At 51.7% G+C, this 25,830-nt stretch carries 22 protein-coding genes; 2 read left to right on the top strand and 20 right to left on the bottom strand.

Translation table 11 applies throughout. The annotated features are described in order from the left end of the window. On the top strand, nucleotides 1–240 hold a 240-nt coding region (locus ACPV3A_RS25335), incomplete at its 5' end, for a transposase (protein ID WP_426201968.1). 171 nt (nucleotides 241–411) lie between these two features. Here ACPV3A_RS25335 and ACPV3A_RS25330 read toward each other — a convergent pair. The 5 genes from ACPV3A_RS25330 to ACPV3A_RS25310 all read right to left on the bottom strand — a co-directional run bounded on the left by ACPV3A_RS25330 (nucleotide 412) and on the right by ACPV3A_RS25310 (nucleotide 5,524). Continuing rightward, nucleotides 412–627, bottom strand: a complete 216-nt coding sequence (locus tag ACPV3A_RS25330; protein WP_071223055.1) for a DUF2905 domain-containing protein — start codon at nucleotides 625–627, stop codon at nucleotides 412–414. 113 nt (nucleotides 628–740) lie between these two features. Continuing rightward, the gene (locus ACPV3A_RS25325) at nucleotides 741–1,574 is read right to left on the bottom strand and encodes a carbohydrate ABC transporter permease (RefSeq protein WP_071222826.1); all 834 of its coding nucleotides are present in this window, start codon (nucleotides 1,572–1,574) and stop codon (nucleotides 741–743) included. A 2-nt stretch (nucleotides 1,575–1,576) separates the two neighbouring features. Further along, nucleotides 1,577–2,470, bottom strand: a complete 894-nt coding sequence (locus ACPV3A_RS25320; protein WP_426201966.1) for a carbohydrate ABC transporter permease — start codon at nucleotides 2,468–2,470, stop codon at nucleotides 1,577–1,579. A 78-nt stretch (nucleotides 2,471–2,548) separates the two neighbouring features. Beyond that, a complete protein-coding gene (locus tag ACPV3A_RS25315; RefSeq protein WP_194541557.1) occupies nucleotides 2,549–3,877 on the bottom strand; it encodes an ABC transporter substrate-binding protein in 1,329 nt (442 codons plus the stop codon). Between the two features lie 159 nt (nucleotides 3,878–4,036). Next, nucleotides 4,037–5,524: an alpha-N-arabinofuranosidase gene (locus ACPV3A_RS25310; protein WP_181469944.1), complete on the bottom strand. Its 1,488-nt coding sequence runs from the start codon at nucleotides 5,522–5,524 to the stop codon at nucleotides 4,037–4,039. Nucleotides 5,525–5,947: 423 nt separating this feature from the next. Here ACPV3A_RS25310 and ACPV3A_RS25305 point away from each other — a divergent pair, with 423 nt between their 5' ends. Then, complete coding sequence (locus tag ACPV3A_RS25305) at nucleotides 5,948–6,865, top strand: ArsR/SmtB family transcription factor (protein WP_426201963.1); 918 nt, start codon at nucleotides 5,948–5,950, stop codon at nucleotides 6,863–6,865. Nucleotides 6,866–7,149: 284 nt separating this feature from the next. Here the strand turns inward: ACPV3A_RS25305 and ACPV3A_RS25300 are convergent, their stop codons facing one another. From ACPV3A_RS25300 to urtA, 15 genes are all read right to left on the bottom strand, one after another. Continuing rightward, entirely contained in the window at nucleotides 7,150–8,010 is an 861-nt protein-coding gene (locus tag ACPV3A_RS25300; protein ID WP_076320497.1) for a MurR/RpiR family transcriptional regulator, read from the bottom strand. Nucleotides 8,011–8,104: 94 nt separating this feature from the next. Further along, on the bottom strand, nucleotides 8,105–8,794 hold the full coding sequence (locus ACPV3A_RS25295) for a hypothetical protein (RefSeq protein WP_426201961.1): 690 nt from the start codon (nucleotides 8,792–8,794) through the stop codon (nucleotides 8,105–8,107). Between the two features lie 12 nt (nucleotides 8,795–8,806). Continuing rightward, complete coding sequence (locus ACPV3A_RS25290; RefSeq protein ID WP_426201959.1) at nucleotides 8,807–10,954, bottom strand: hydantoinase/oxoprolinase family protein; 2,148 nt, start codon at nucleotides 10,952–10,954, stop codon at nucleotides 8,807–8,809. Nucleotides 10,955–11,015: 61 nt separating this feature from the next. Continuing rightward, nucleotides 11,016–12,299, bottom strand: coding sequence for a citrate transporter (locus ACPV3A_RS25285; protein WP_426201957.1), 1,284 nt, complete (start codon nucleotides 12,297–12,299; stop codon nucleotides 11,016–11,018). Between the two features lie 46 nt (nucleotides 12,300–12,345). Beyond that, a complete protein-coding gene (locus tag ACPV3A_RS25280) occupies nucleotides 12,346–13,704 on the bottom strand; it encodes an FAD-dependent oxidoreductase (protein WP_426201955.1) in 1,359 nt (452 codons plus the stop codon). A gap of 381 nt (nucleotides 13,705–14,085) precedes the next feature. Continuing rightward, nucleotides 14,086–15,276 carry a sn-glycerol-1-phosphate dehydrogenase gene (locus ACPV3A_RS25275; protein WP_426201953.1) on the bottom strand — a complete coding sequence of 397 codons (1,191 nt, stop codon included), beginning with the start codon at nucleotides 15,274–15,276 and terminating at the stop codon, nucleotides 14,086–14,088. Between the two features lie 61 nt (nucleotides 15,277–15,337). Next, nucleotides 15,338–17,008, bottom strand: a complete 1,671-nt coding sequence (locus ACPV3A_RS25270) for a ribulokinase (protein WP_339295959.1) — start codon at nucleotides 17,006–17,008, stop codon at nucleotides 15,338–15,340. A 43-nt stretch (nucleotides 17,009–17,051) separates the two neighbouring features. Then, nucleotides 17,052–17,741, bottom strand: a complete 690-nt coding sequence (gene araD, locus ACPV3A_RS25265; RefSeq protein WP_071222819.1) for an L-ribulose-5-phosphate 4-epimerase — start codon at nucleotides 17,739–17,741, stop codon at nucleotides 17,052–17,054. Between the two features lie 93 nt (nucleotides 17,742–17,834). Next, nucleotides 17,835–18,923, bottom strand: a complete 1,089-nt coding sequence (locus ACPV3A_RS25260) for a GntR family transcriptional regulator (RefSeq protein ID WP_220686104.1) — start codon at nucleotides 18,921–18,923, stop codon at nucleotides 17,835–17,837. 101 nt (nucleotides 18,924–19,024) lie between these two features. Beyond that, nucleotides 19,025–20,512 carry an L-arabinose isomerase gene (gene araA, locus ACPV3A_RS25255; RefSeq protein ID WP_426201950.1) on the bottom strand — a complete coding sequence of 496 codons (1,488 nt, stop codon included), beginning with the start codon at nucleotides 20,510–20,512 and terminating at the stop codon, nucleotides 19,025–19,027. A gap of 265 nt (nucleotides 20,513–20,777) precedes the next feature. Then, entirely contained in the window at nucleotides 20,778–21,473 is a 696-nt protein-coding gene (urtE, locus tag ACPV3A_RS25250) for an urea ABC transporter ATP-binding subunit UrtE (protein WP_426201949.1), read from the bottom strand. Continuing rightward, nucleotides 21,451–22,290 carry an urea ABC transporter ATP-binding protein UrtD gene (gene urtD, locus ACPV3A_RS25245; RefSeq protein ID WP_426201946.1) on the bottom strand — a complete coding sequence of 280 codons (840 nt, stop codon included), beginning with the start codon at nucleotides 22,288–22,290 and terminating at the stop codon, nucleotides 21,451–21,453. The genes urtE and urtD overlap by 23 nt, the downstream gene beginning before the upstream one ends. Further along, a complete protein-coding gene (urtC, locus tag ACPV3A_RS25240; RefSeq protein ID WP_426201944.1) occupies nucleotides 22,265–23,353 on the bottom strand; it encodes an urea ABC transporter permease subunit UrtC in 1,089 nt (362 codons plus the stop codon). The genes urtD and urtC overlap by 26 nt, the downstream gene beginning before the upstream one ends. Nucleotides 23,354–23,368: 15 nt before the next feature. Then, a complete protein-coding gene (urtB, locus tag ACPV3A_RS25235) occupies nucleotides 23,369–24,274 on the bottom strand; it encodes an urea ABC transporter permease subunit UrtB (protein WP_220686106.1) in 906 nt (301 codons plus the stop codon). A gap of 58 nt (nucleotides 24,275–24,332) precedes the next feature. Continuing rightward, on the bottom strand, nucleotides 24,333–25,592 hold the full coding sequence (gene urtA, locus ACPV3A_RS25230) for an urea ABC transporter substrate-binding protein (RefSeq protein WP_194541548.1): 1,260 nt from the start codon (nucleotides 25,590–25,592) through the stop codon (nucleotides 24,333–24,335). Nucleotides 25,593–25,830 lie beyond the last annotated feature (238 nt).

Here is a 25,830-nt window from a genome sequence, read left to right as displayed (position 1 = left end):
AAGTCGAGTGGCATTCTCCAAAGCATGTCACGAAAAGGGAATTGTTACGACAATGCCGTCATAGAGAATTTCTTCGGCATTCTCAAGTCGGAGTTTCTGTACTACAAAGAGTTTGAAAGTGTGGAACATTTTAAGGAAGAACTGAAAAAGTATGTTGAATACTACAATACCAAACGGTTAAAGGCAAAATTAAAAATGAGTCCGGTACAGTACCGAACTCATTTTGAGAAAGCTGCCTAATGAAATAACCGTGTCTAACTTTTGGGGGTCACTTCACCTGTTTTTTTTAAGATATCAGGAGTATAAACTCCGAAGCTTAGGCTTTCCTGATATCGCAAGAAAAACATCCCTAACCGCAGTCTGTCTTCTAAAGTAAGTACGTCGATAGACGTTTTTCTGATGATATCCCTGCTATTTACGAAACTGCTGGATCAGAAACAGAATCAACGAGCCCACCACGCTGATGACGAGGCAGGTTACAATCGGGAAATAAATTTTGACATGGGGTTTATCCACCACGATGTCACCTGGCAGCCGGCCGACAAATCGTCCAATGACAGGCCACAGCAGCCCGATCACAATTAGAGCGCCACCTATCCATAATAGAGCCCGAGTTACAGGATGCAAGGGTACGGTCACCTCATTCTTCAAATCAAACACGTAAGCACGCAGGTTTCCTTGTATCATAGCGGATTTGGGGTGCCGCCTGCAAGGTCGGGTTCTTCCTGTCAATCAAGCGATCATCCTTTCACCGCCCCAGCCGTCATTCCGTCGATAAAATACTTCTGGAAGGCCATGAACAAAATAAAGATCGGGATGATCGAGAAAAAGGAGCCGACAATCAATAAATCATAGTTATTCCCGTAAGGGGTCAAGAGCGTCTTCAATCCGATCGGAAGGGTATACTTGCTATCGTCGCTGAGCACCATGAACGGCCATAGAAAGTTGTTCCAGCTGTTCATCCCGTTCAGAATCGCCATAGCAGCGAAGGATGGCTTCATCACAGGCAGGATCAGCCGCATATAGATTCCGTATTCCGTCGCGCCGTCCACCCGTCCTGCCGCAATCATTTCTTTTGGAACCCCTCTTAAATACTGCCTGAAGAAAAAAATCGTGGCCGCGCTTGCGATCCCCGGCAGGACTATCGCCGAGTATGAATTCATTAGGCCCAGGTTGTACGTCAGGGAGTATAGCGGAAGAAGAAGAATTTCAAAAGGAACCATCATAATCAGAAGCACGCAGATAAACAAGAAGTTCTTGCCGATGAAATCGTAGGCTGCAAACCCGTAGGCAACGGTTGCACTGACCAGCAGGGTTAACGTAACCTGCACCACCGTAAGGAGCAAGGAGTTAAAAAACCACATGAAGTAGGAGTGATCGCCCGTAAAAAGGTAGGTGAAATTGTCCAGGCTCATCACCGACAGATCAAATTTCAGATTCAGTCCATACCGGATCAAATCCTCGCCGGGTTTAAACGAGGCAATGGTGACGGCATAGAAAGGGACCAGGATTAGAAAGCACAGTATGGAGAACAAAATGAAGAGGATTATTTTGACCAGCGTTTCTCTTCTCATCCTCAATCCTCCTTCTTGAACATGCCGGAGAGCTTCAGCTGCGTCAGGTTAATGAGCATGGTGATTGCCAGCAGCACAATCCCTACAGCGGCCGCATAACCCAGATTGTTCTTCTCAATGCCTTGTCGGTACAGATAACCGACGATCGTGAGACCGATATTTTTCGGGGAGTTGTTGCCGTTCCAGAGCATCATGCTCTCGATAAACATGGCAAGCCCCGCATAAATGCTGATCGTTAACACATAAATCGTGGTCGGCTTCAACAAAGGCATCGTGATTTTGGTAAACTTCTGAAAGGCCGAAGCCCCATCGATGGATGCCGCCTCGTAATATTCGCCCGTGATGTTTTTAAGCCCAGATAAAAAATAGAGCATATTCACTCCCGTCCACCGCCATGTGGCAAGAGCCACCAGAGCAATAAAACCGGTAACCTGTCCCTTCAGAAACTTCACCGGGTCGATCCCGAACCACCCCAGTATACTGTTAATGAGCGATCCTTCCATCTCGCCGAACATCAGCCGAAAAATGGTGCCTGCTACAACAACCGACGTCAGTGCCGGGAAGAAAAAGGATGACTTAAAAAACTCTCTTCCCCACATAAACTTATTGTTGATCAGCACAGCAAACAGCATGGGGAACGGAATCAGGATAAGGAGCGTCAGGATCATGTATATCGCGCTGTTCGTCACCGCCTTCAGAAAGACGCCGTCCCCCATCAGCTTCCCGTAGTTAGCCAAGCCGATCCAATCCGCCTCCTGCCCGAGCTGCGTCTTCTGAAAGCTCATGCTAAACGAGCTGCCCAGCGGAAACACCCAGAATATGAGGAATACCAGAATAAAGGGCAGGACAAACACGTAAGGAGCAACCTTTTGCGAGTACAGAAATTTTTTAATCATGATTCTACTCCTTTAATGAGAGCAGCTCACCGACGAATCCATGAGCAGCTCTTCGTTTTAGTACCGTATGAGCGAGTGTCATTTCAATTCCTGTTCAATTTGCTTTTGGGCATCATTCAGTGCTTCGGTAATGTCCTTGCCATCCTCAAAAATCTCGTTGAAGGTCGTGGTGCACAGGACGTTGTTGATGGTAGGCGATGCGGAGGTCGATTTGATTAACCGGATTTCATCCCGGATCTCATTCAACACATCAAACGGGTTATTGACAAAATATTTCACGAACTGATTCTCGGCATTGTGCGTAACATCCTTCATGTCCCAAACGTCCATATTAACCGGATCGAATCCAAGCGTGTTCCAGATCTCTTTATTGGCATCCAGGGACAGCTTGGCGAATGCCAGAAAGTCTTTCGCCAGCTGTACGTCTTTTGCGGTCTTGGTAACGACCGTGCCGGTGCCGCCGCCGCCAACCGATCTTGGCATTCCTTCTTCAATGACCGGAATCGGCGCGATGGCTATTTTCCCGGACAAGTCGGACATGTAGTTGGTGTATCTGGACATTTGCCACAGCGGCATAAAGGCCGTAGCGTAATTTCCTGCATTAAACTCCCCATAGGCTTCCTCGGTATCGGGCTGGCCGCCGGCAATGGTCGCTATGACATTGTTATCCTGCAAGTCCTTGAGCAGCGTCATGGCCTTCACCATCGCTTCCGAGTTCACGATCGGATTGCCGGAATCGTCCGTCAGATCCGCGCCTTGCTGCGCCAATAGCATGGAAGCTTGCCAGGCTGCGCTTGTATCGGCTGTTCCCATGTACTTGCCCGTTTTTTCATACACCTGGATACCCGCCTGCTTGAAATCCTCCCAAGTTACGATATCCTCAAAGTTGACCCCGGCCTCCTCCAAAATCTCGGTATTATAGAAGGCTACGGATGCGCCAACATGGGTCGGGATGCCGTAGTTAACATCTTCCTTGCTGTATAAGTCAATTCGGGATTTGACGATGGTATCCCGGTATGGATCAATCACGTCATTGAGCGGTTCCAGCTGCGGCGTACCGGACAGGAAATCTGGAAACTTCCCAAGCTCGATATCCGCAATGTCGGGTGCCCCTGTCCCCGATTGAACCGCAATAGACAATTTGTTATGCATGTCGTCATACGGCATGACCGTCACGTTCAGCTTGATTTGGCGTTCGGGATTCTCAGCGTTCCATTTACCCAGCATTTTCTCGAAATGCTGTCCATGCAGCTCAACAAACGTCCAATAAGACAACTCCGTAGCGCTTTCCCCTGCCCCGCCATCCAGAACCGAGGTTTCGCCGCCGGCATTGTTCGATTTACCGCACCCCCACAGAAACAGCGTCAAACATAACACCATGAATACAACCATCCATTTTTTCATCATCCTACTGGACCTCCCTTAATGTTCGTTCATACAAACCTACACTTCAAAAATCGTACTTCTGCTCTCCTCCAGAAATAAAGCGCTTTCATAATGTGTGTAATTTGATATGAGTAGTTGGGAGATGGGGCAGCCCATGATTCAACTGCCCCGTGAATTTCCTTAAGCTTTTTTCAAGCGAATAACGTTCCATGATGCTTTGCCCAGCCTTGCGGTAACCATGCCATTATCAAGCTTAGCTCCACCCTGATGATGAGGCTTGACTCTTTCCTCGGATGCGGTATTCACCGCTTTCAGATCCTCATGCTCCATCACGATATGCTCCAACAGCCGGTAGCCTTCAAAGCTGCGCACATCACATTCGAGCTCCAATGCTTCCTCCAGATGACGATTCACGGCAAAGATCGTAATTTCTTCATCCTCTTCGTTATGAACAACCGCGCTGTCCAAATACGGAACATCGGTAAAATCCTTGGAATCATACTTCGGTGACTCGACGATTGGCAGCAGCGATACGCCCCGGCCAAATTTGGAAGCATGCAGATACGGATAAAAGATCGTCTGCTTCCAAGAACGGCCGCCGTTCTCGGTCATAATCGGCGCGATTACGTTGACGAGCTGTGCCAGGCAAGCCATCTTCACCCGGTCTGCGTGGCGCAGGAAGGTGATCAGCATGCTGCCGACAAGAATGGCATCCTCGAAATTATACACATCCTCCAGCTGCGGCGGAGCAATGCTCCATGGATCAATCTGCCTGTCGGCGTCATTGGAATGGTACCAGACATTCCACTCGTCGAAGCTGAGATACATTGTCTTTTTGCTGCGTTTCTTAGCCTTGATGTAATCGCAGGTGGATTTGACCGTGTGAATAAAGTGATCCATATCCAGGGAAAGGGCCAGATAGTTGGCGGTATCGTTATCGCGGTTACCGTAATATTGATGCAGCGATATGTAATCAACCGCCTCGTACGTATGATCCAGCGTCACGGCTTCCCATTCAGGGAATGTAGGCATCCCCGTGCTCGAGCTTCCGCATGAAACCAGTTCAATGGTCGGGTCGACAAGCCGCATGGCTTTTGCCGTCTCCAGCGCAAGCCGGCCGTATTCCGTCGAGGTCTTATGTCCGATCTGCCAAGGTCCATCCATCTCGTTGCCAAGACACCAGGTCTTGATCTTGTGCGGCTGTTCATAACCATGACTGCGTCTTAGATCACTCCAATATGTGCCTCCGGGATGGTTGGTGTATTCCAGCAGATTTCTGGCGGCATCGATCCCCCGAGTACCCAGGTTCACGGCCATCATGACATCCGAACCCACTTCCTTGGCCCAGGATATAAACTCGTTCGTGCCGACATCGTTCGGCTCCAGCGTTCTCCAGGCCAGCTCCAGCCGCTTTGGCCGTTCGGCAACAGGACCTACGCCATCTTCCCAGTTATAGCCCGATACAAAATTCCCGCCGGGATATCTTATAATCGGGACATCCAGTTCCTTGATCAGTTCCTTTACGTCGTTACGAAAACCTCCTGCATCCGCGGTTTCATGGCCGGGTTCGTAAATCCCACCATATACAGCGCGGCCTAGATGTTCAATGAACGAACCATAAATACGGTTATCAACTTGCGCGATCCGAAACGACTTATCCACGATCATACGTGCTTTCAATTTCTCAGCTGCCAAGTCCTTCACCTTCCGTTAATATAATTATGAAACAATTCAAATAATATTGAATGAATTCGTTTTCAAGTATAAAATATCATATGAGAGGTCAGCTGTAAATATAGAAATATAAAATGATTTATATAAATTAGAAATGAATTGCTTTTATCCCTAAAAGATCGTTTAATCCTGCTCAAAATCACCATTTTCCCGTGTATTTCGAGTTATTATTTTCATAATAATCTCAAATAAAATGAGTTTTAACTATTCAAATTGTTATTTTTCAATCAAATTCACGAAGAATTAGATGACGTCTTTATTTAGCGCTCATATTGATTTATAATTATTTGAAATAAAAGTCTTTACCTATTTACCATCGTTATATAATCCTTTAATCGGAAGAAGGTTTGAGATAAGATGATCTACATTAAAGATTTAATGAGCGGGCTTGACATCTTTAAAGCGCTCAGCTCGGAAATTCGCATTCAAATTTTGGAACTGCTGGCCAAGAACCAAAGCTTGAACCTGAACGATCTTGCGAACAGGCTGAATCTCAGCAATGGCGCTATTACTATGCATATCAAGAAATTGGAAGATAGCGGCCTGATCGAAATCAATACGACTGGGGGGAAGCATGGCATTCAGAAAATCTGCTACCTGAATAAAGATACCCTCATGGTTGATCTTCGCAGCAAGGACATTGATAACTTGTACGAGGTGGAGATTCAGGTCGGCCATTACAGCGATTATCAAGCTATCCCGACCTGCGGGCTTGCGACCAAGGACAGCATTATCGGAGATTTTGACGATCCGCGTTATTTCGCCGATCCGGAGCGGATCAACTCAGAGATCATCTGGCTTACCGAAGGTTTCCTAGAATACCGGATTCCGAATCATTTGAAGTCCAACCAATCGTTCCGCGAGATCCAATTCTCTCTAGAGCTTGGCTCCGAGGCGCCGGGGTATTGCGACAATTATCCATCGGACATTTTCTTTTACGTTAACGGGATCGAGATTGGCAGCTGGACAAGTCCGGGGGATTTCGGGGACAAACGCGGGACCTTCAACCCTGAATGGTGGCCGCCGCATTTGAACCAATACGGCATGTTGAAGCTGATCCGGATTAACAAGGAAGGCAGCTTTATCGATGGATGCCGCATTTCGGATGTCGGTCTGAACCAGATTCAGCTTGATTACAAGAGCGAGCTCACCTTCAGGATCGCCGTTAACGAGCGATCTGTTAATAAACGCGGTTTAACGATTTACGGCAAGCATTTCGGCAACTACAGCCAGGACCTGTTGGCCCGTGTGCTGTATGATGTGAAGGAAGGCTAGTGAGTCGAATGAATAGGGTAAACAAGATTCACTATAGTAGGTTAACATCTGCATAGGTTCGATACGTTTATCAACTGAAGTATAGAAAACAGCAGGAGCAGGGACACCCTGCTCCTGCTGTTTGTGCGGACATGCTGAAAGCAGGCGCGGGCTTGAACGATCAGAATATCGAATATCTGCTCGCGCTCCCCCCTTTCCCACTACTTCCAAAACAACAAGTCATAAGCAGCATTAAAAAACGCCCTCACCGCGCATTTTCGCGACAAGAGCGTTTATTTCTACAATCACAGAAAATAATTCGTTATCGATTGATCGCTTGCCAATATCCCTTCGCTGTCCAGCTTTTTCTTCAAATACTGCTTATCCGATGAAATGAAAACGCTCATAATGAGATCGACGACAAACAGAAACGTGATATGGTTGGACATAAAAGCGCTGTTATTGACCGAGATTTTATCCGGAGCAATAATATCAACCACCGCATTTTCTGTAATCGCCGATGAGTCATAACAGGTGACTGCCACGGTCTTGGCCTGATTGACCTGCGCGATGTTGACGGCATCGATAATCTCCCGGGTCGAACCTGAACGCGAGAAGGCGATTACGACATCCTCGGGACCGCATTGGGAGGCCGCGATTTTCATTTCCCTGCTGTCATTGATTGCATCGGCATGAACGCCGATAATCGCGAGCCGGTTCTTCAATGCCATGGCCGCGAGGAACGAATCGAACAAGCCGATGAGGAGGATTCGGCGCGCCCCCTTCAGCAGCTTGACCACTTGATGAAGCTGATCTTCCGTAATGAGCGCCGAAGTGTTAACGATCAGTTCGTTATAGTCGAGAGCCAGCGCATCAATGACGTTAATCTCGCGTCTCTCTTTCTTCTTGGCCTGCATATCCCGGTAAAACGCATCCTGCGCGAACGCGATTTTAAAATCGTTGAACCCTTTGAAGCCCACCTTTTTGCAAAAACGGTTGATGCTTGTCTCGGACACGCCGATTTCATTCGCGATAGCCGTAATGGTGTTACGGGTGATGAATTCCGGATTGTGTATAACAAAATTGGCGATCTGATTTTCACCGTATGTTAGTTTTTGAGTTTGCGATACAATTTTTGCGATAACCGCCGGAACCTGTGAAGACATGGTACCTCCTCCTGACTGCCAATGGAAAAAATGCGAATCCGGTAACTTCGCCAGTACACCCCATTATATCATATCAAGGGAAGTAATGATAAAATCAGGCCAACATCATCTTCCAATATTTCACCCGCCGGCTAAGCTCACCTGCATCCATCGCCCTCGTCTCTACAAGAAACGCGTAATCGAGCGCATTCGGCAAGCAGGGTAGGCCCAGTATCGTTTTGCAGAATGCATGCGCCGCGATTTCACTGCATTTCACAATGCTTGATCTCTTTGTATACCAGCTTCCCAGCTTGAACATATCAATCGGCTCCAGCGTCTCATTCGTGAACTGCCCCGCCCGGTATTCCGTATAATGAAAAAATTCATGCGCTAAATGAAGGTCGATCAGCCGCTCCAGCTCCTGTTCCCGATCCTCGCATCCATTCCCCATCACCGTCCGGTACGCCTGCCGCATATCGCGGAGCGACGAGGCATAGATGATAATCGCCGGTGGGCTCTTCGCGAAATCAATCTGCGCGCGGAAGCTGACGTTGTGGAAAGTGCCGGACCGATTCGTAACTTGATACTGTAAGCCTTCCATCTGACACAGCTCCCGGATGGACTTGCCCTTGTTCTTATAGGCAGCCGCCGTCTCTCTGCCCCGTTTCAGCGACATGCTTACATAGTACGCCATTCGATCCTTCGGTATTTTGTGGAACAGGGGGTCCTGCTCCAACTCCGCGCACGCCAGCAACTCATCAGACCCTTCCTCTTCCGTCAATCGGCGGATAACCTCGGCCGGCATACCTTCCCCTCCTTACTGATAGACAACAACGATCAGTTCTTCTTCCTGTGTCAGCATCTCCGTTTCGATCTCGAGAATAGACATCAACTGCTCCTTTGTCTGCATTCCGGTCAAATCAAGCATCTTCTCCCGATAGAAGACGAATACCTTCGGTATCGTCGCGTTTGCATCGGAGTAGATCGTATTGTCATCCAAAAAATCTTGTAACCGGTCCCCGAACTGAGTCTTGGTCACCTTCGCGAAGCGGACGTTCCCCTTTTTGAAACGGACGACGCCTTCCCGATCCAGCACGCTCACATAGGTCGTCTTCTTCTTGATCAGTCCAAAAAATGATTTCTTCGTCTCCTCGCAGGCGAATAGACTCCATCGGCCGCACTTGGACGCCAGCTTCATGCTGGCCGCCGGCTGATCGACCGAGTTGGCGGCGATGGCGGCCATCTCTTCGACAGACAGCGCTTGTTGACCCAGATCTTTGGAGCGAAGCTCTGTCGAGCCGGTAGCGACTGCCCGCAAAATGTTTTTCTGACTATCGATCTCGATCGTTACCTCGACCGTATCCTCACTGGCGCCGGATTTGACGATGCGCTCGACGATCTCGGACCGAATGCGCTTGATATCCTCTTCCGTCGGATTCACGACGGTTCTCTCCAGCTGCTCCTTCACCATCGCAAGGGCGACGCCTATGGTCGATACATAAGGCGCGTTATTCGCGATCCGGAAGCGGAAGCGCTCCCGCTCCGCCATTGCCGGAACGATCACGGCCCCGCTGCCTCCGCCGCCGATCAACGTCACGAACGAGCGATCCAGCTCATAGTCTTCGATCATCTCATTGACGGTCTTCATCGTCTTATCAATCGCGATATTCATAACCTGTCTGGCGGCCTCCTCGACGCTTTGGCCTACATGGGCGGCAAGAGCCTCCCATGCCCGCACGGCCGCTTCCTTGTTCCCCCGCGCGTAATCGCCCTCCGGAATATAGCCGAGAATGTTGGCCGCGCCGGCCAGTGTGTAGGAGAATTCCTTGCCGGTCTCACTCTCCAAAATGATATATTCGGCCGGATCCCCTTCCCGCGGGCTGACGAACTTGACTTTCGGATTAACGATCTGCTCCGCCCCGGCGAACGCCTCGTATTCCTTGCCCGCAATATGGGCGCTTCGCGGGCCGACATCGATGATATTCCCGTTCGCCACCTTAATCATGCTTCCTCCGGCAATGCCAAGCGTCCGTACATCCAAGGACTGCAAATAAGTCCGGTGGCCACCTACCTGGGCATTCTTGATCATGACCTTCCCGTTTTTGATGACGGAAATATCGACGCTTGTGCCGCCGACCTCGAAAAAGATGCCATCCGACACCTTTTCATACATCAGCACACCGGCAACACCGGCGGCAAGTCCCGACAGCATCGTCAATATCGGACGTTTGCGCACCTCGTCGATACTCATAACGCCGCCGTCGCAGCGCATAATCATGAGCTGGGATTGAATATTCGCATTTTTGACGGATTTCTCCGTCATGTTCGCCGTTTCCATCATTTTCGGAATGAGAGATGCATTCACGACCGCCGTTCTTGTCCGTGTCTTGAGTCCATACAATTGGGAAATTTCATGCCCTCCGGTAGCATACATACCTTTGCGGCTCGCTATCTCAACGACACGAAGCTCATTGGCCGGATCATCAACGCTGTACGCTTCGGAGGCGACGATCACTTCCGCCCCCTGTCGCACAAGCTCGTCAATCGCCGCTTCGATAGCCTCATCCCGCAAATTTTTGGAATCGAGGTACGTATGGTACGTCTTCAAATATTTGCCCGGCGCCAGCTCGATATCTCCGGGATTCGACTCCGAGCGCGCGCTCATGCCGTCAAGGCCGGAACCCATGCCAATAATGCCGACACGGGCCACATCCCCCTCCAGCAAAGCGTTCGTCGCTTGCGTCGTCCCGTGGGCGATAAAGGTCACATCGTCCGGAGCAATGCCCTCGCTCCCCAAAATCCGCTTCAATATTTGTACAATCCCTTTCGCCACACCATCTTCGTCATGATGTGTCGTCAGAATTTTCATCTTCCCGATAACCTCGTACGTCTCATTGTCAATGACGGCCGCATCCGTAAAGGTGCCTCCGACATCAATCCCAACCCTTACTTTTCTTCTCTCCATCGTTCTCCTCCTGCGACAACGGGCAGACACTCGTAAGTCTCCGCCCGGATTCTATCTGCTTCTAAAAGACCATGAATGAACCCAACACCATCGAAATTAGCACCGCAACCATCATCCAAGGAAGCGTCTTTTTCAAAATATCGTTAATGTCGCTCTTCGTAAAATCCGCGACCCACACATTATGCGAGTTCGTCGGGTCGGATACGGCCTGCACATTGCTGACGACGCGCAGCGCCAGCATCGCCGCGACCGGGGTCATGCCCGCCGAGACGAACAGAGCGGCAATGCCGCTGCCCAGGCCCCATACGTTCAGCGGCCCGCGATAGATGGCGAGCGGAGACAGCAACGTGAAGAACAGAATATACATCAACGGGTTGGTCGGCAGCACAGCTTCAATCAACGGGCTGATCAGCGCCGATACCTGCGGCGCCATAACGGAATTCAACAGAATGCCGATGCCGATCATGAGCGCCATCGCGCCGGCAACGTCCTGAATCCCTTCCACCAGCGCACTGGACAGGACATGAATCGGCCGCTTCGGCCAGGTCAGCAGTATCGCGCCGATGACCACCGCCGGGACAATATCGAGCTTGAATGCAAAGACGAGAATGACCGGCACAAGCGGACTAATGAGGGCAAAGGCAGGCACTTTTTTCCCTTCTCCTCCGGAAGCCGTCGGCATCGCCCACGCTTTGCGGCCTTTGCCGTCCCGCTGGATGTAGAATATAATCATCGCCAACGACACAAGAATGAGCGGCAGCGCGGCGACCAGCGTATAATCCGCAATCGTCTGAACCGAGAGGCCCAGCACATCGACATAAACGGCCCAGTTGGAGACGTTGAACAGCGCGCCGACGCCGACGGCGGAAATAACAACGATGGATGCGACAAACTGGGAGATGCCCGCCGTCAGCATAATCGGAATGACGATCGTACCGACCAGGATGACCATGCCCAGTCCGCCGGCCGCCGAGAAGATAATGGATGCGGTTGCGAAAAACAGGACCGCAATCAGCATCGGCTTGTCACCTGCAAGCTCGGCCGCCTTTCGAATAATCGACTTGGTAATGCCGACTTTATTCAAAATTTGTCCGAACCAGGCCCCGAACACCAAGCCCGCAATGGCGCCCGATAACCTCATCGAACCGGATGACAGAATCGTCTTGGCAATCGTGGTCGCCTCGGGATCATTCGACATCCACGGCACGCCGCCAATGACGGCAAAAAGAATCGCCATCAAGGGCAGGGCCAGAATGGTCGGAAGTTTCCGGGTCATCATTAACCCGACAAACACAAGAAAGACAAGTAAAATGCCGATGGCTTGAACCCACATGAAAGATGTCACGTTGTATTCTCCTCTCGAATCAAGTTCTCAATAAGCTTATCTTCATCTATATTTCTAAATAAGCGCCCTGTGCTTTCAGCACGGACTGCACTTCCTTGATGTCCACATCCCGGACGCAAATGCCTTTCTTCGCGGCCAACGCAGATGCTACCCCGCCGGCATGGCCGATCGCCCCCGTCGTCGGCGTCGTCCGCATCGCTGCCTGCGCTTCGAAGGTGGCCGAAATGCATCTGCCGATGACGATCAGGTTCTGCACAGAATCCGTGATCATACAGGAGTAAGGAATGCTGTACATACCGCCCCATTCCAGCTTCTGATGCTTCGTACCTTCGCCGTCCGGACTATGGATATCAATCGGGTAGCCAGAATGCGCGATCGTATCTTCGAACAGCCGCTGTTCCAGCAAATCATCGGCCGTCAGCGTGTACACGCCCTTAATCTGGCGGGATCCCCGAACGCCAATATTCGGGCCGGTCGATTCCACGACCGCATGCTCAAAGCCCGGAATATACTTGCGCATGAACAGCTCTAGCTCGCGGCACTGCTTCCGCCCTTCCATCTCCGCCTTGCTCAGACTGAATGCATCCGTCGGATCATGACCGAGGATCCGGGTTGTATTCAGGATGACCTCGCCCGGGTTATTCGTCTCGAAAAATAGCACATTCTCCCGCGGAATGGAGATCTCGCCCCTTTCCTTCGCCAGGTTGAACAGACTGTCGAACCCGCCTACCGACAAGCGAGGCGCCTTCTCGATGATGGATGTGTCGCCCTGATACAATGGAAAGTCTTCCGGATGGGCGTGAATATATTGTTTTACATTCGGAATGTTGACGTTATACATCTTCATCTTCAACGTCATCGGCTGCATGGCCCCATCGGATTCCCTGCCCTTGGTGAACTCGGCCCCTGCCCCGACGGATAAATCGCCGTCTCCCGTCCCGTCGATGAACACGGACGCCTCGATATCGCTCAAACCTGCTTTATTGCATACTGTTATGCTGACGATTCGTCCGCCCTCGGTCTTCACGCCAGCCAGCATCGTATGATACAGAATCTCCCCTCCGTTCTCGGTGACCATCAGCTCCAGCTCATGCTTCATTGCTTCGGCATCGAACGGGGTAACCGAATACGTAAAGCCAACCGTATCGAAAATATGCCCCGGCGACTTGCCCTGCCTCTTCAGCCGTTCAATTAGCTGATCTGTAAACCCTTGAATGGCAAGCTTCTCTCCCGCATGGAATGTCATCATCGGCCCTACCCCATTCGCGGTAAGTGTCCCGCCAAGAAACCCATGGGACTCTACGATCAGCGTCTTCACCCCTAAACTGGATGCCGCAACAGCTGCCATTGCTCCCGATATGCCGCCGCCCATGACCACCACATCATACTTCAGCCTGTTTCCCATATCATCCTCGCTCCTTCTGATTTAGTGATGTATGATTTGCTACTTTATCCATAGCCTATCAAACAAAAAGTTAAATGTAAATGCTTACAAGAAAATTATTTTCTATATATCCGTAAATTATGTTTATAATTTTCTAAGCGTTCTAAATCTATCTCTTACAGCATATATGTACAAAAAAATCACCGAAGCTTGCTCCGGCGATCTGCTCCGCGCGTCCAAAATATTATACTGAATTTCAAAACACAAAAAAGGGACTTTCAATGATCATTGAAAGTCCCTTTCTTCTTTGACAAAATTAAATCTCTACTATAAGAATGCGAATAGCAAAACAGAATCGAGCACTGTGGAATCTTTAGTCCACATCCTACTGCCCAACTCTCCCTATTGCCTTACTCCAACCTTGGCCTCGTTCAATGCCCTCAAAATGGTATGGCGGTCGCGCAGCGTGTGCGCCTCCTGAAGACTCTCCCGGAACAGCTCGTCATCAATGCCAAGCTCCTGCAGGGTTGACGGACCTCCGGCTTGCCGCAGCAGCTCGGCGATCTCCTCCTTCGAAGGGACCTTACGCAGCCACTCCCGAACCTGCTCTCTATATGTCGCCCAGTGTGTAGGCTCGGCATGAGGATACATGCCCTTATCGGCCGCGTCGTGATAAAGGCTCGATATTTCGCTGCAGGCCACCCCCACTTTGGCACCATGCAGCAGGGCCCGGTTGCCGCGGCGCAAGTACTCCATCTCCCAATAATGCGACAGATGATGTTCCGCCCCGGAGGCAGGGTGGGACTGACCGAACAGCAGCATCGCGATACCCGACTCGATCAAAGCCGTCATCAGAATGCGGATCCCTTCCTCCGTGCGCTGGCCAATCGCCTCCACATGCTGAATGCAAGCCTCAAGCGCCTTCTCCGTAATGGCCGCCACCTGTTCATCATAGGGCTCGCCGGCCGTGGTCGAAGAGAATTTCCAATCCAGCAGCGATGTATATTTGCCTAGCATATCGCCAAAGCCTGCCGCTACCAGCGGCTGCGGTGCCTTCACAAGAATGTCCGGATCGGCGAATATCGCGATCGGAGCCGTGGCCGCAAAGGTTTGCTTGACTCCCCGGATCACGATCGGCGCTCCCGCCGAAGTAAAGCCGTCGACCGAAGGTGCCGTAGGCACCGAGATGAAGGGTTTGCCGCTCCGATGACTCACAAAGCGCGTAATGTCATGAATGGTCCCGGACCCCACAGCGATCAGGCATCCTGTCCCTTCAGGCTCCACATCGATAAACAGCTGCATCAAGGAGCGTTCATCCGCGACAACGTCGCCTTGCTCATCTGGCTGAATCAGACACAGCCGGGGCTTCTGACCATCGGCTTCCAGGCTCTGCACCAGCTTTTTACCCGCCGCTTCATACGTATTCGCATCTGCAACAACGATTGGTGAACTGAGGCCCTGCCGTTTAAGATACGAAGGCACGTCTTGCACAGCGCCGGGCTCAAGCACCATGGTTTCTAGCCCGCGGAACGTCGGCTGCTGCTCCCTAATCCGGTTCATTAAACCTTTTGATTCGTTCAAGTAATCCGTCACGTTCGTTCCTCTCCTTCATCCCATCCTGCCGTATTTATTCAGGCTTCTAGTCTGACAAGGCCTATTCAGCCGTTTGCTTAATTCGTTTCAGCCGCTTCATCACGTCGTTTTCGCCCCGGCCAAAATAGTCATGCAGCTTGCTGTATTCCTGATACAGCTGCTCATACACTTCCACATGCTCCGGAATCGGCTTGAAGGTCTCTTCCTTCACCCGTGCCATCTTCTCGGCGGCATCGATAATCGAATCATACCCGCCCTGCGCCTCGCCCGCAGCGACTGCAGCGAACATCGCGGCGCCAAGCGCCGGCGTCTGTTTGGAATCAGCCACCATAATTTCGCGATTCGTAACATCCGCATAAATCTGCATCAAGAGACGGTTCTTTTGAGGCAGTCCGCCGCAAGCATACAGGACGTCCACCGCGACACCGTTCTCGTGAAAAGCGTCCACGATTTTGCGCGTACCGAATGCGGTCGCCTCAAGCAAGGCGCGGTAGATTTCCTGCGGCTTCGTCAACAGGGTCATCCCTAACATCAGCCCGGTCAGATCCGTATCCACCAGCACGGAACGGTTGCCGTTCCACCAATCCAGTGCAAGCAATCCGGTTTGACCCGGCTTATAGGCAGCCGCTTCTCGCTCAAGCCATTGATGCACGCCGATTCCTTCCTCGGACGCAGCTTCTTTTACATACGCGGGAAGCGCTTCCTCGACGTACCATTCAAAAATATCGCCTACTGCCGATTGCCCGGCTTCATAACCGTATAATCCGGGAATGATGCCATCCTCGACGACACCGCACATCCCTTCAACCTGCTTCTCTTCGGTACCGAGCAGCATATGGCAGATCGATGTGCCCATCGCCATTACCAGCTTGCCCGGTGTGACGACACCGACTGCAGGCACCGCGGCATGAGCGTCAACGTTGCCGACGGCCACGGCAATCCCTGGAGTTAAGCCCATCATCTCCGCCATCTTCTCAGTAAGACCGCCTGCGCTGCTGCCGAGGGGACGGACCTCTCCGCGCAGCTTCGTATCGGTCAGATCCTCCAGCCGGGGATCCAGCGCCTTAAAATATTCCTTGCTTGGATATCCGTCTTGTTTATGCCATATCGCTTTGTAACCAGCCGTACAGCTGTTGCGGACAATCTGGCCGGTCATTTGGGAAATGACCCAATCGGTCGCTTCCAGGAATCGGTCCGCACGTTCATAGATCGCCGGTGCCTCATCAAGAATTTGCCAGACCTTGGCAATCATCCATTCGGAAGAAATCTTCCCGCCATAGCGGGGCAAGAAGGCTTCTCCGCGCTCAGCGGCAATCGCGTTGATCTTGTCTGCTTCAGGCTGGGCGGCATGATGCTTCCACAGCTTAACCCAGCTGTGCGGCTGGTCGGCCAGCTCCGGTTGGAAGCAGAGCGGCTCCCCAAGCTCGTCAACGGGCAGCATGGTGCAAGCCGTAAAATCAATGCCGATTCCGATCACATCCGCCGGATCAATGCCGGATTGCTGAATAACGGCAGGCACGGATACCTTCAGAACCTCCAGATAATCCCCCGGATGCTGCAGCGCCCAATCGTGCTCCAGCTTCTTACCGGAACCTGGCAAAAATTCATCGATGACATGATGCCGGTAAGGCGTAACATGATCCGCTACTTCCTGCCCGTCAGCCAAATTCACCAACACCGCTCGCCCGGACTGTGTTCCGTAATCAACACCAATGGTGTATTTATTCCCCATCTTATTTCCTCCTACAGATGAAATCATGAATGATGAATACAAGTTACTTTTGACCGTAATAGGCATTAACTCCATGCTTCCGCAAAAAATGGCGATCCAGCAGCGTCTGATCCATCGGTTCGGTTTCCGGATTAATTTGCTGCATCCGGGCTGCAATTTTAGCGCATTCCTCTAACACTACCGCGTTATGCACCGCATTATGCGGATCCTTGCCCCACACGAATGGCGCATGCGAATGGACAAGCACCCCGGGCACCATGTTCGGATCCAGGTCCGCGAATCGCTCGACAATAACGTTGCCCGTCTCCAACTCATAGGCTCCCTCAATTTCTTCGCGGGTCATGGGCCGCGTAACCGGAATCTCTCCGTAAAAATAGTCGGCGTGCGTCGTTCCGTAGGCAGGAAGCGCACGTCCGGCTTGAGCCCAACTCGTTCCCCACGGAGAGTGGGTATGCACAATTCCGCCAATCTCTTTAAAGTTCTGATATAGGACCAGATGAGTCGGGGTATCGGAGGAGGGGCGCATATCCCCTTCAACGACATTTCCCTTCAAATCCAGAACGACCATGTCGGCCGCTTTCAAATCCTCATAAGGCACACCGCTTGGCTTAATGACAAACAGTCCACGTTCACGGTCGATGCCGCTGACATTTCCCCATGTAAAGGTAACGAGTCCGTGCTTCGGAAGCTCCAGATTCGCCTCCAGCACCTGCTGCTTTAAATCCTCCAACATGAACAACCGCTCCTCTCTATATTTGAAAAATATAGTTGTACGTACAAGTTGGCAAACAAGAGTCCGAAACTCGGACCTTGCACTCCCTTATCTCTACCGTTTCTTCACCGATTCTCTCTCCACCAGCTCCGGCTGAAACACCGTATCCTCTATAACGGTATGAAACTCAATCATACTAATTAATTGTCTGGCCGCCATGATTCCCATCTCTGTCTTCGGGTGGGTCATCGTCGTCAGCTTCACGCCGGAAGCAACGGCAAGCGTCGAATCATCGAAGCCGACCATGGACACATCCTGCGGAATATGCAGCCCGCATTGCCCGGCAGCCTCCGCTAAAGATACAGCCAGCTCGTCGTTATAACATACAAACCCCGTCGGTCGCTGCTCCTCCGGCTGCTTCAGCAACTGGATGGCCTGATCATACGGAAGACTTCCCTTCTGTTCCGTTGTATACGTAACCACCCGCTCCGGTGAAACGGGAATTCCAGCCTCGCGATGTGCACGTAAGAAGCCTTTCAGCCGGTTCACGCCTTGAAGATCATCCCGCTTGAAGAATCCGGCTATCGCCTGGTGTCCGTTCTCGATCAAATGACGTGTGGCCTTGTAACCGCCAAGCTCATCATCAAGCTTCAGACAAGGACATTCCAGCTCCCGATACTTCTCATTGATCATCAAAAACGGAATTCCCTTCTCCTGCAGGGACAGGAAATACGTCAAATTCGGGTTGCCCTCCGCACTCTTGGTCGGCTCGATAATGAGCCCGCTGAGCGGCTGACTGGTCATGAGCTGAAGACTCTCCATCTCCTTCACCTTGTTGTTATCGGTACTGGAGAGCAACAGGCGATATCCCTTGCTGCGCAGCTCCGCCTCCGCTCCCCGAACGATATGCGGGAAGATATAATCCGAGATGTAGGTTGTAATGATGCCGATCGTCTTAACCTGCTCACTCTCCCGCCGGTCGGGATTTCTGGCGAACGTCCCTTTTCCCTGAATCCGTTCCAGCCAGCCCTCCTTCTCCAGCTCGCCGAAGGTTTGGCGGACCGTCTGGCGGCTTACGCCGAACTGGTCGGCGATTTCATGCTCCGAAGGAACCTGTTTGCCTGCTTGAAGCCTTCCGGATTCAAACCAGGAGAGCAGTTCGTTTTTTAATACAATATATTTGGGTATCCGTCTATTATTCATCATTCACCTCTAGCCTCACGCACTCATTATGTTAGGATCACCTGCAATCCTAAGTTATCTCGCTATTGTAACACAGGCCAAGGGAATGCCGACAGAACCAGTTACCGCAGACGGTATGCGGCTTCACTCCAACGCAGCTCGTTCTTGAAGCGAGGTATCGTTGTATCCTTATCAATAATGACCGCTTCAATGCCGACCATCTCCGCCCAATCGCTCAAATGCTCTGCCGTCATGGCATAAGATAGAACGGTATGGTGCGCTCCGCCAGCCAAAATCCACGCTTCCGCAGACTCGCGAAGGGATGGCTGCGGTTTCCACAGCACACGGGCAACCGGCAGCTTCGGCATCGGCTGTTCAACCTTGACGCCATCCACCACATTCACCAGCAGTCTGAAACGGTGTCCGAGATCAACCAGGGAAGCATTCACAGCTGGGCCGTCCTGGCCGTTAAACACGAGACGTGCCGGATCTCCCTTGCCCCCGATCCCGAGCGGATGAACCTCCAGCGTCGGTTTATCCAATGCGATGGTCGGACATACCTCCAGCATGTGCGATCCAAGAATCATATGATTCCCCGGCTCGAAGTGATAGGTGTAGTCCTCCATGAAGGAAGTGCTTTTATTGCCGGCAAGCACCTTCAATACACGGGTCAAGGCAGCTGTTTTCCAATCCCCTTCCCCGCCGAAGCCGTAACCCGACTCCATCAGACGCTGTACGGCGAGTCCCGGAAGCTGCTTCATTCCATGCAGATCCTCAAAGGTCGTCGTGAATGCGCCAAAGCCGCCTTCCTCGAGGAAACGACGAAGCGCAATCTCGATCCGGGCTTGGTACGCAATGGAATCGCGTACAGGGCCATCGCTAAGCCCTTCCTTGGTTATCGAATACAAGTCGGCATATTCATTCAAGAGGGCTTTTACCTCATCATCGCCGACTTCATTCATGGACTGCACAAGATCGCCGATGCCATAACCGTTCACGGACCAGCCAAGCTTGATTTGCGCTTCTACTTTATCTCCTTCGGTTACCGCCACCTGGCGCATATTATCGCCGAAGCGGGCCACCTTCAGCCTGCGGCTTTCGGCATAGGCCGCGGCGGTCCGCATCCAGCCGGCGATGCTGTCGCGAACCTCCCCGTCTTCCCAATGGCCCACAACCACCTTGCGGGCAATGCCGAGACGGGCACCGATATGACCATACTCGCGATCACCGTGCGCGGATTGGTTCAAATTCATAAAATCCATATCAATCGTTTCCCAAGGGATATCCCGGTTGAATTGGGTATGGAAATGAAGAAGCGGCTTCTGCAATTGGGATAGCCCCGCAATCCACATTTTGGCCGGGGAGAAGGTGTGCATCCAGGTCATAATGCCTGCGCAGGACTCATCGTTGTTAGCCTCAAGAATCAAGTTGTATATTTCATCGGGTGTCGTTACGATCGGCTTGAACACAATGGGGTAGGAAAATACAGGATCTTTATCAAACTCCGTTGCCACGATGCGGGAATGCTCAGCTACCTGCTCCAGCGTTTCGGGACCATACAAGTGCTGGCTTCCGGTGACGAACCAAAAAGAATGCGGTTTCAATTTCATAATAATAACGCCTCCTGTATGAATGCTTGCTCACTAACTTGTACATACCTATATACAATAATTATCAATCTAATTATAAATGTACGTACAAGTTGAATCACTCACATTCTAACCCCGCATCTCAAAAATAGCAAGATCTAAATAAAAAAAAGAGCTGCCCCTGCAGGTGGAAAAAACGAACCCTTACAGAGACAACCTTCTATTTATTCAAATGATGATGATAATTTACCTCCAAACGCCAATGAACTTGAATGAACACTCTTCCTTAGACCGTCAAATAATGCTCGAACTGCTCCATATCGATAGTATCCTGTACCCCTTCGGCAACAATTGTGCCTTTATCCATGACATAGATATAGTCGGCTACGCTTCGGACAAACTCGATGCTCTGCTCCACCAGAATGACCGACGTTTCCCCTTTAGCTTTGATCCCCCTGATCACGTCTTGAATTTCCTCCACGATGGAAGGCTGGATTCCCTCGGTCGGCTCGTCGAGCAGCAGCACCTTGGGTCTGGAGGCGAGCGCCCTCGCAAAGGCTAGCTGCTGCTGCTGACCACCGCTTAAATCACCGCCTTGACGGTGGTACATTTGGGGCAGGACTGGGAACAGGGCTAACACATCCTCCGGGAATGCCTTCCTCCTCGGCACGATTGGCTCAAGTCCGAGCAGCAGATTTTCCTTCACGGTAAGCTGCGGAAAAATCTCGCGCCCTTGCGGAACATACCCGATGCCGCCTCTCGCTCTTTTTACGGAATCCCAGCCGGTAACCTCCTGCTCGCCAAGAGTCATCCGTCCCTGCCGGATTTTCAGCTGCCCGATCAGGGTCCGCATGAGCGTGGTTTTGCCGACGCCGTTGCGCCCTACCAGACACACGACCTTCGCCGGGTCGACAACCATAGATACGCCGCGGAGGACGGGGCTCTCCCCGTAGCCCGATTCAATGCCCTGCAGCTTGAGCATTCGCCTCCCTCCTTTTTCCCAGATAAACCTCGGCTACCAGCGGATCGCGTTGAATCTCCTGCATGGAGCCTTCCTTCAGCAGTTTCCCTTCATGCATCACGGTAACCTTAGCAGCAAAAGAGCGCACAAACTCCATGTCATGCTCAACGACAACGACGGAGCATTCCATGGCGATGCGCTGGAGGAGCGCGCCGGTCTTCATCGTCTCCTCGTCCGTCATCCCCGCTACCGGCTCATCGAGCAGCAGAAGCCGCGGCTTCTGAAGCAGCAGCATGCCGATCTCCAGCCATTGCTTCTCTCCATGCGACAGAGAGCCTGCCCGAACGTGTATCCGATCGGGCAGCCCGATCAACTCCAGAACCTTCTTCATTTCGAACGTGGTGCATCGATTTCTCCTGGCCTTCAGCGCACGGAACACGCTTCGATCGGGATCGACTGTCAGCTCCAGGTTTTCTTTGACGCTCAGGTTAGGAAATACCGACGGCGCTTGAAATTTTCGCCCCACGCCGAGACGGGCGATTTCATACTCCCGCTTTCTGGTGATTTCCAGTCCGTCCCCCAGCAGCACCTTTCCTGCGGCAGGCTTTGTTTTCCCGCAGATCACGTCCAGCATCGTGGTTTTTCCCGCGCCGTTCGGGCCGATCAGAAAATGCAGCTCATGCTGACGCAGTGCCAGATTCATGCCGTTTACCGCCACAAACCCGCCAAAAGTGACCGTAATGTTCTCCGCGGACAACACGATGGGGGAAATACCGATATCCCTGACTTCTCCATGGACAGCTAGCGGCAAATCAACTCTCTTCGCGTACGGCTGCATGCACAGTCCCTCCTCTTCGAGATAATGACGAAACCACCTTGCTCCACAATCCGGTCAATCCTTTTGGCATCAACACAACAACGATGACAAATAATGCACCCAATACAAGCAGCCATCCTTCCGGATAAGCCTCGCTGATCCCGGTCTTGGCTGCGTTCAGCAGCACGGCGCCAATAATAGCGCCGATCAGCGTTCCCCTGCCGCCGAGAGCGACCCAGAGCACCATTTCAATGGATGGAACGATGCCCATCATTGACGGCGAAATAATGCCGACCTGAAGGACAAACAGCATGCCTGCAAGCCCGGCCAGACCGCCCGATACGGCAAAGGCAAAGGTCTTGTAACGGGAAGGGTCAAAACCCAGAAACCGCACCCGGTTCTCCCCATCTCTTGAGGCTTCCAGTACCTGGCCCACCCTGCTGTTCACAATTCTTCGGCACAGAATATAGGCTCCTGCCAAAGCGGCAAGCGTAATAAAATACAACCCGATTTTCGTTGACGGCGCATTCAGATTAAAACCCAAAATGGAATTGTATCCCGTAAGCCCGTTCGTGCCCCCTGTCCACTCCTGCTTGCCTACAAACAGCGTAACCACAATCATAACCAGAGCCTGCGTCAGAATCGTAAAATATACGCCGACGATCCGGTTGCGAAACGTAAAGAATCCAAGTATCAACGCAAGCAGGGCCGGAAGCAGCATCCCGAGTAGCAAGGCCGCGGGGAACGATCGGAACGGCTCCCAGAACCATGGGAGCGCCGTCACCCCACTCCATCCCATGAAATCAGGCAGGGAAGCGCCGCTGGCATCCAGCTTCAAATACATGGCCATGGCATAAGCGCCTAATCCAAAGAACACGCCGTGCCCAAGGCTTAAAATGCCGCCATAGCCCCAGATCAGATCAAGCCCGACCGCCAGGATCGCCAAAGCCAGAAATTTCGTTAACAAACCGAGGCGAAAAGGGGTCGTGAACAAAGGTGCCATACACATCAGGAGCAGTACCACGCTCCACATCATCCGTTTCGATCGGCTGCCGGGGTTTCCTGTCAACCATTTCAGCACCATACCATCCCCTCCTCTCTAATCCAGGCTGCGTGTTCGTAGTGCAACGAGCCCGCGTGGCTTCCACTGCAGGAATGCCACGATGCAGGCGAATACCAGCACTTTGCCGATGGATGCCGAAGTATAGGTCTCAAACAGCGTATTGAACACGCCAATGCCCAGCGCCCCGGCAACCGTGCCGATCAATTTCCCAACGCCGCCAAGGACCACCACCATGAAAGCATCGACAATATAGTAGGTTCCGATCGAAGGACCGATCGGGCCAAGCAATGTTAACGCGCAGCCGGCAATGCCGGCAATGCCCGAGCCGATCGCAAACGTCAGGCCGTCCACGCGTCGGGTTGAAATACCGAGACACCCGGCCATGCTTCGATTTTGCATCACCGCCCGCATTCTTCGGCCTTGGACCGTTCTATAAATATAGAGATACATGGCTGTCAGCACGACGGCCACCAATACGATGATGAACAGCCGCTTGTATGGAAGGACGATGCTTGAAGTGATCGCCAGCCCGCCGTTTAGCCAGGACGGGCTGGTAACAGCCACATTCGGCGCGCCGAAGATGAATCTTGCGATTTGCTGGAGCATCATCCCGACGCCCCATGTAGCGAGCAGACTATCCAGCGGCCTGCCGTACAGATGGCGGATGAGCACCATTTCAAGCAGCCATCCGACGGCGGCTGCAACCAAGAACGATACAAGCAAAGCTGCGATGAAATAGGTGTCGAACCAGGATTTCGGCATATACGCGGTAAACAAACCTTGCGTGACGTACGTTGAGTAAGCACCGATCATGATCAGCTCGCCATGGGCCATATTAATGACATTCATCAAGCCGAACGTCACCGCTAAGCCAAGAGCAATCAATAATAGGATCGAGCTGACGCTGAGTCCGTTAAACACTTGCAGGATCGTCATTTCCATCCGGGTGAACCTCCTTTCACGAAATAGCCTGAAGGCCATCCATGCATGAGATGAAGCTTTATTCTCCGCTTAATCCCTTCGCCCAATCATAGGTTTTCAGATAGGGATCCGGTTTAACGGGTTCTCCCGAATTCCAGAGCTCCTTAAATTGTCCGTCAGCCTGCACCTCGCCGATGCGCACCGTTTTATGAATGTGCTGATTCTCCCCATCAATGGTTACTTTCCCTTCCGGAGCGGCGAACTCAATGCCTTTTGCCGCTTCCTTCACCTTGGCCACCTCCGTTGTTCCTGCCTTCTCTACCGCGGCCTTCCATAAGTACACCGCCGTGTATCCCGCTTCGATCGGGTCAGCCGTCACGCGGTCAGCGCCGTATTTTGCTTTGTATTTGTCGACAAAAGCCTTGTTCTCCGGAGTATCGGTAGATTGATAATAGTTCCAGGCTGCCAGATGACCCTCCAGTATATCTGCGCCGATGCCTCGGATCTCCTCCTCCGCCACGCTGACGGACAGCGTGGTCATATCCTTGGAGGTAATGCCCGCATCCTTCAGCTGCTTGAAGAAGGCCACATTGCTGTCGCCGTTCAGCGTGTTATAGACGATATCGGGCTTCGCCTCCTTGATCTTGGCTATAATCGTGCTGAAATCGGTATGACCCAGCGGCGTGTATTCCTCCCCAGCCAGTTCGCCGCCCTCTGCCGTCAACTGTGCCTTGATGATCTTGTTGGCCGTTCTCGGAAACACGTAATCGGAGCCGAGGAGGAACATTTTTTTGCCGCGGTTCTCCAGCAACCAGGACACTGAGGGTACGATCTGCTGATTGGTTGTTGCGCCCGTATAAAAAATGTTAGGTGAGGATTCCAGCCCTTCATATTGGACCGGATAGAATAAAAGGCCGTTGTTCTGTTCGAAAACAGGGAGCATGGCTTTCCGGCTGGCAGAGGTCCAGCCTCCGAATACGGCGGCAACCTTATCCTGCTGCAGCAATTTGCCCGCTTTCTCCGCGAAGGTCGGCCAATCCGAGGCACCGTCCTCGATTACGGGTTCGATCTGCTTGCCAAGCACGCCGCCAGCTGCATTGATTTCTTCGATGGCAAGCATCTCTGCATCCTTAACGGATACCTCGCTTATGGCCATCGTTCCGCTGAGTGAGTGAAGAATGCCAACCTTAATTGAATCGCCAGCGGCTTCTACCGCCGGACTCCCGTTATCCGCTCCGGCGGTTGGAGCGGCTTCCTTTTCCGTCACGCAGCCTGACATCAAGATTGCACATAAAACAAATGAGGCCCAGCCTTTAACGATCACGCTTTGTTTCTTCATTCGCTCCCAACTCCCTTTTTTACGTTTCCGAACATTCTATCTGCAAACTGACTTCTCTGTTCGTTATCCCACATTATAGTTGCCTTATATTTCCTATGTCAATAATCATGACATTATTTTATTTATTTTTTCGAAAATAACTAAGAATTCTTTTTTTTTCGCACTTTAAGTGATGTTATATTACATTAACGATAGATAAACCATGCAATTCACTCTTAATTTTTATTTATATGTTATA

This window comes from Paenibacillus sp. Dod16 (assembly GCF_049893405.1).
Taxonomy (GTDB): Bacteria; Bacillota; Bacilli; order Paenibacillales; family Paenibacillaceae; genus Paenibacillus_AQ.
Note: the sequence above shows the minus strand (reverse complement) of the source record. Positions and strands in the feature narration are given on the sequence as shown.

What these genes read in the sequence shown, in the direction of transcription:
- ACPV3A_RS25300 (WP_076320497.1), bottom strand. Translation starts at nt 8,010, where the DNA reads ATGTCTTCACAGGTTCCGGCGGTTATCGCAAAAATTGTATCGCAAACT.
- ACPV3A_RS25260 (WP_220686104.1), bottom strand. Translation starts at nt 18,923, where the DNA reads ATGAATAATAGACGGATACCCAAATATATTGTATTAAAAAACGAACTG.
- ACPV3A_RS25305 (WP_426201963.1), top strand. Translation starts at nt 5,948, where the DNA reads ATGATCTACATTAAAGATTTAATGAGCGGGCTTGACATCTTTAAAGCG.
- urtD (WP_426201946.1), bottom strand. Translation starts at nt 22,290, where the DNA reads ATGCAGCCGTACGCGAAGAGAGTTGATTTGCCGCTAGCTGTCCATGGA.
- urtC (WP_426201944.1), bottom strand. Translation starts at nt 23,353, where the DNA reads ATGGTGCTGAAATGGTTGACAGGAAACCCCGGCAGCCGATCGAAACGG.
- araA (WP_426201950.1), bottom strand. Translation starts at nt 20,512, where the DNA reads ATGAAATTGAAACCGCATTCTTTTTGGTTCGTCACCGGAAGCCAGCAC.
- urtE (WP_426201949.1), bottom strand. Translation starts at nt 21,473, where the DNA reads ATGCTCAAGCTGCAGGGCATTGAATCGGGCTACGGGGAGAGCCCCGTC.
- ACPV3A_RS25315 (WP_194541557.1), bottom strand. Translation starts at nt 3,877, where the DNA reads ATGATGAAAAAATGGATGGTTGTATTCATGGTGTTATGTTTGACGCTG.
- ACPV3A_RS25290 (WP_426201959.1), bottom strand. Translation starts at nt 10,954, where the DNA reads ATGGAGAGAAGAAAAGTAAGGGTTGGGATTGATGTCGGAGGCACCTTT.
- urtA (WP_194541548.1), bottom strand. Translation starts at nt 25,592, where the DNA reads ATGAAGAAACAAAGCGTGATCGTTAAAGGCTGGGCCTCATTTGTTTTA.
- ACPV3A_RS25295 (WP_426201961.1), bottom strand. Translation starts at nt 8,794, where the DNA reads ATGCCGGCCGAGGTTATCCGCCGATTGACGGAAGAGGAAGGGTCTGAT.
- ACPV3A_RS25325 (WP_071222826.1), bottom strand. Translation starts at nt 1,574, where the DNA reads ATGAGAAGAGAAACGCTGGTCAAAATAATCCTCTTCATTTTGTTCTCC.
- ACPV3A_RS25280 (WP_426201955.1), bottom strand. Translation starts at nt 13,704, where the DNA reads ATGGGAAACAGGCTGAAGTATGATGTGGTGGTCATGGGCGGCGGCATA.
- araD (WP_071222819.1), bottom strand. Translation starts at nt 17,741, where the DNA reads ATGTTGGAGGATTTAAAGCAGCAGGTGCTGGAGGCGAATCTGGAGCTT.
- ACPV3A_RS25320 (WP_426201966.1), bottom strand. Translation starts at nt 2,470, where the DNA reads ATGATTAAAAAATTTCTGTACTCGCAAAAGGTTGCTCCTTACGTGTTT.
- urtB (WP_220686106.1), bottom strand. Translation starts at nt 24,274, where the DNA reads ATGGAAATGACGATCCTGCAAGTGTTTAACGGACTCAGCGTCAGCTCG.
- ACPV3A_RS25270 (WP_339295959.1), bottom strand. Translation starts at nt 17,008, where the DNA reads ATGGGGAATAAATACACCATTGGTGTTGATTACGGAACACAGTCCGGG.
- ACPV3A_RS25310 (WP_181469944.1), bottom strand. Translation starts at nt 5,524, where the DNA reads ATGATCGTGGATAAGTCGTTTCGGATCGCGCAAGTTGATAACCGTATT.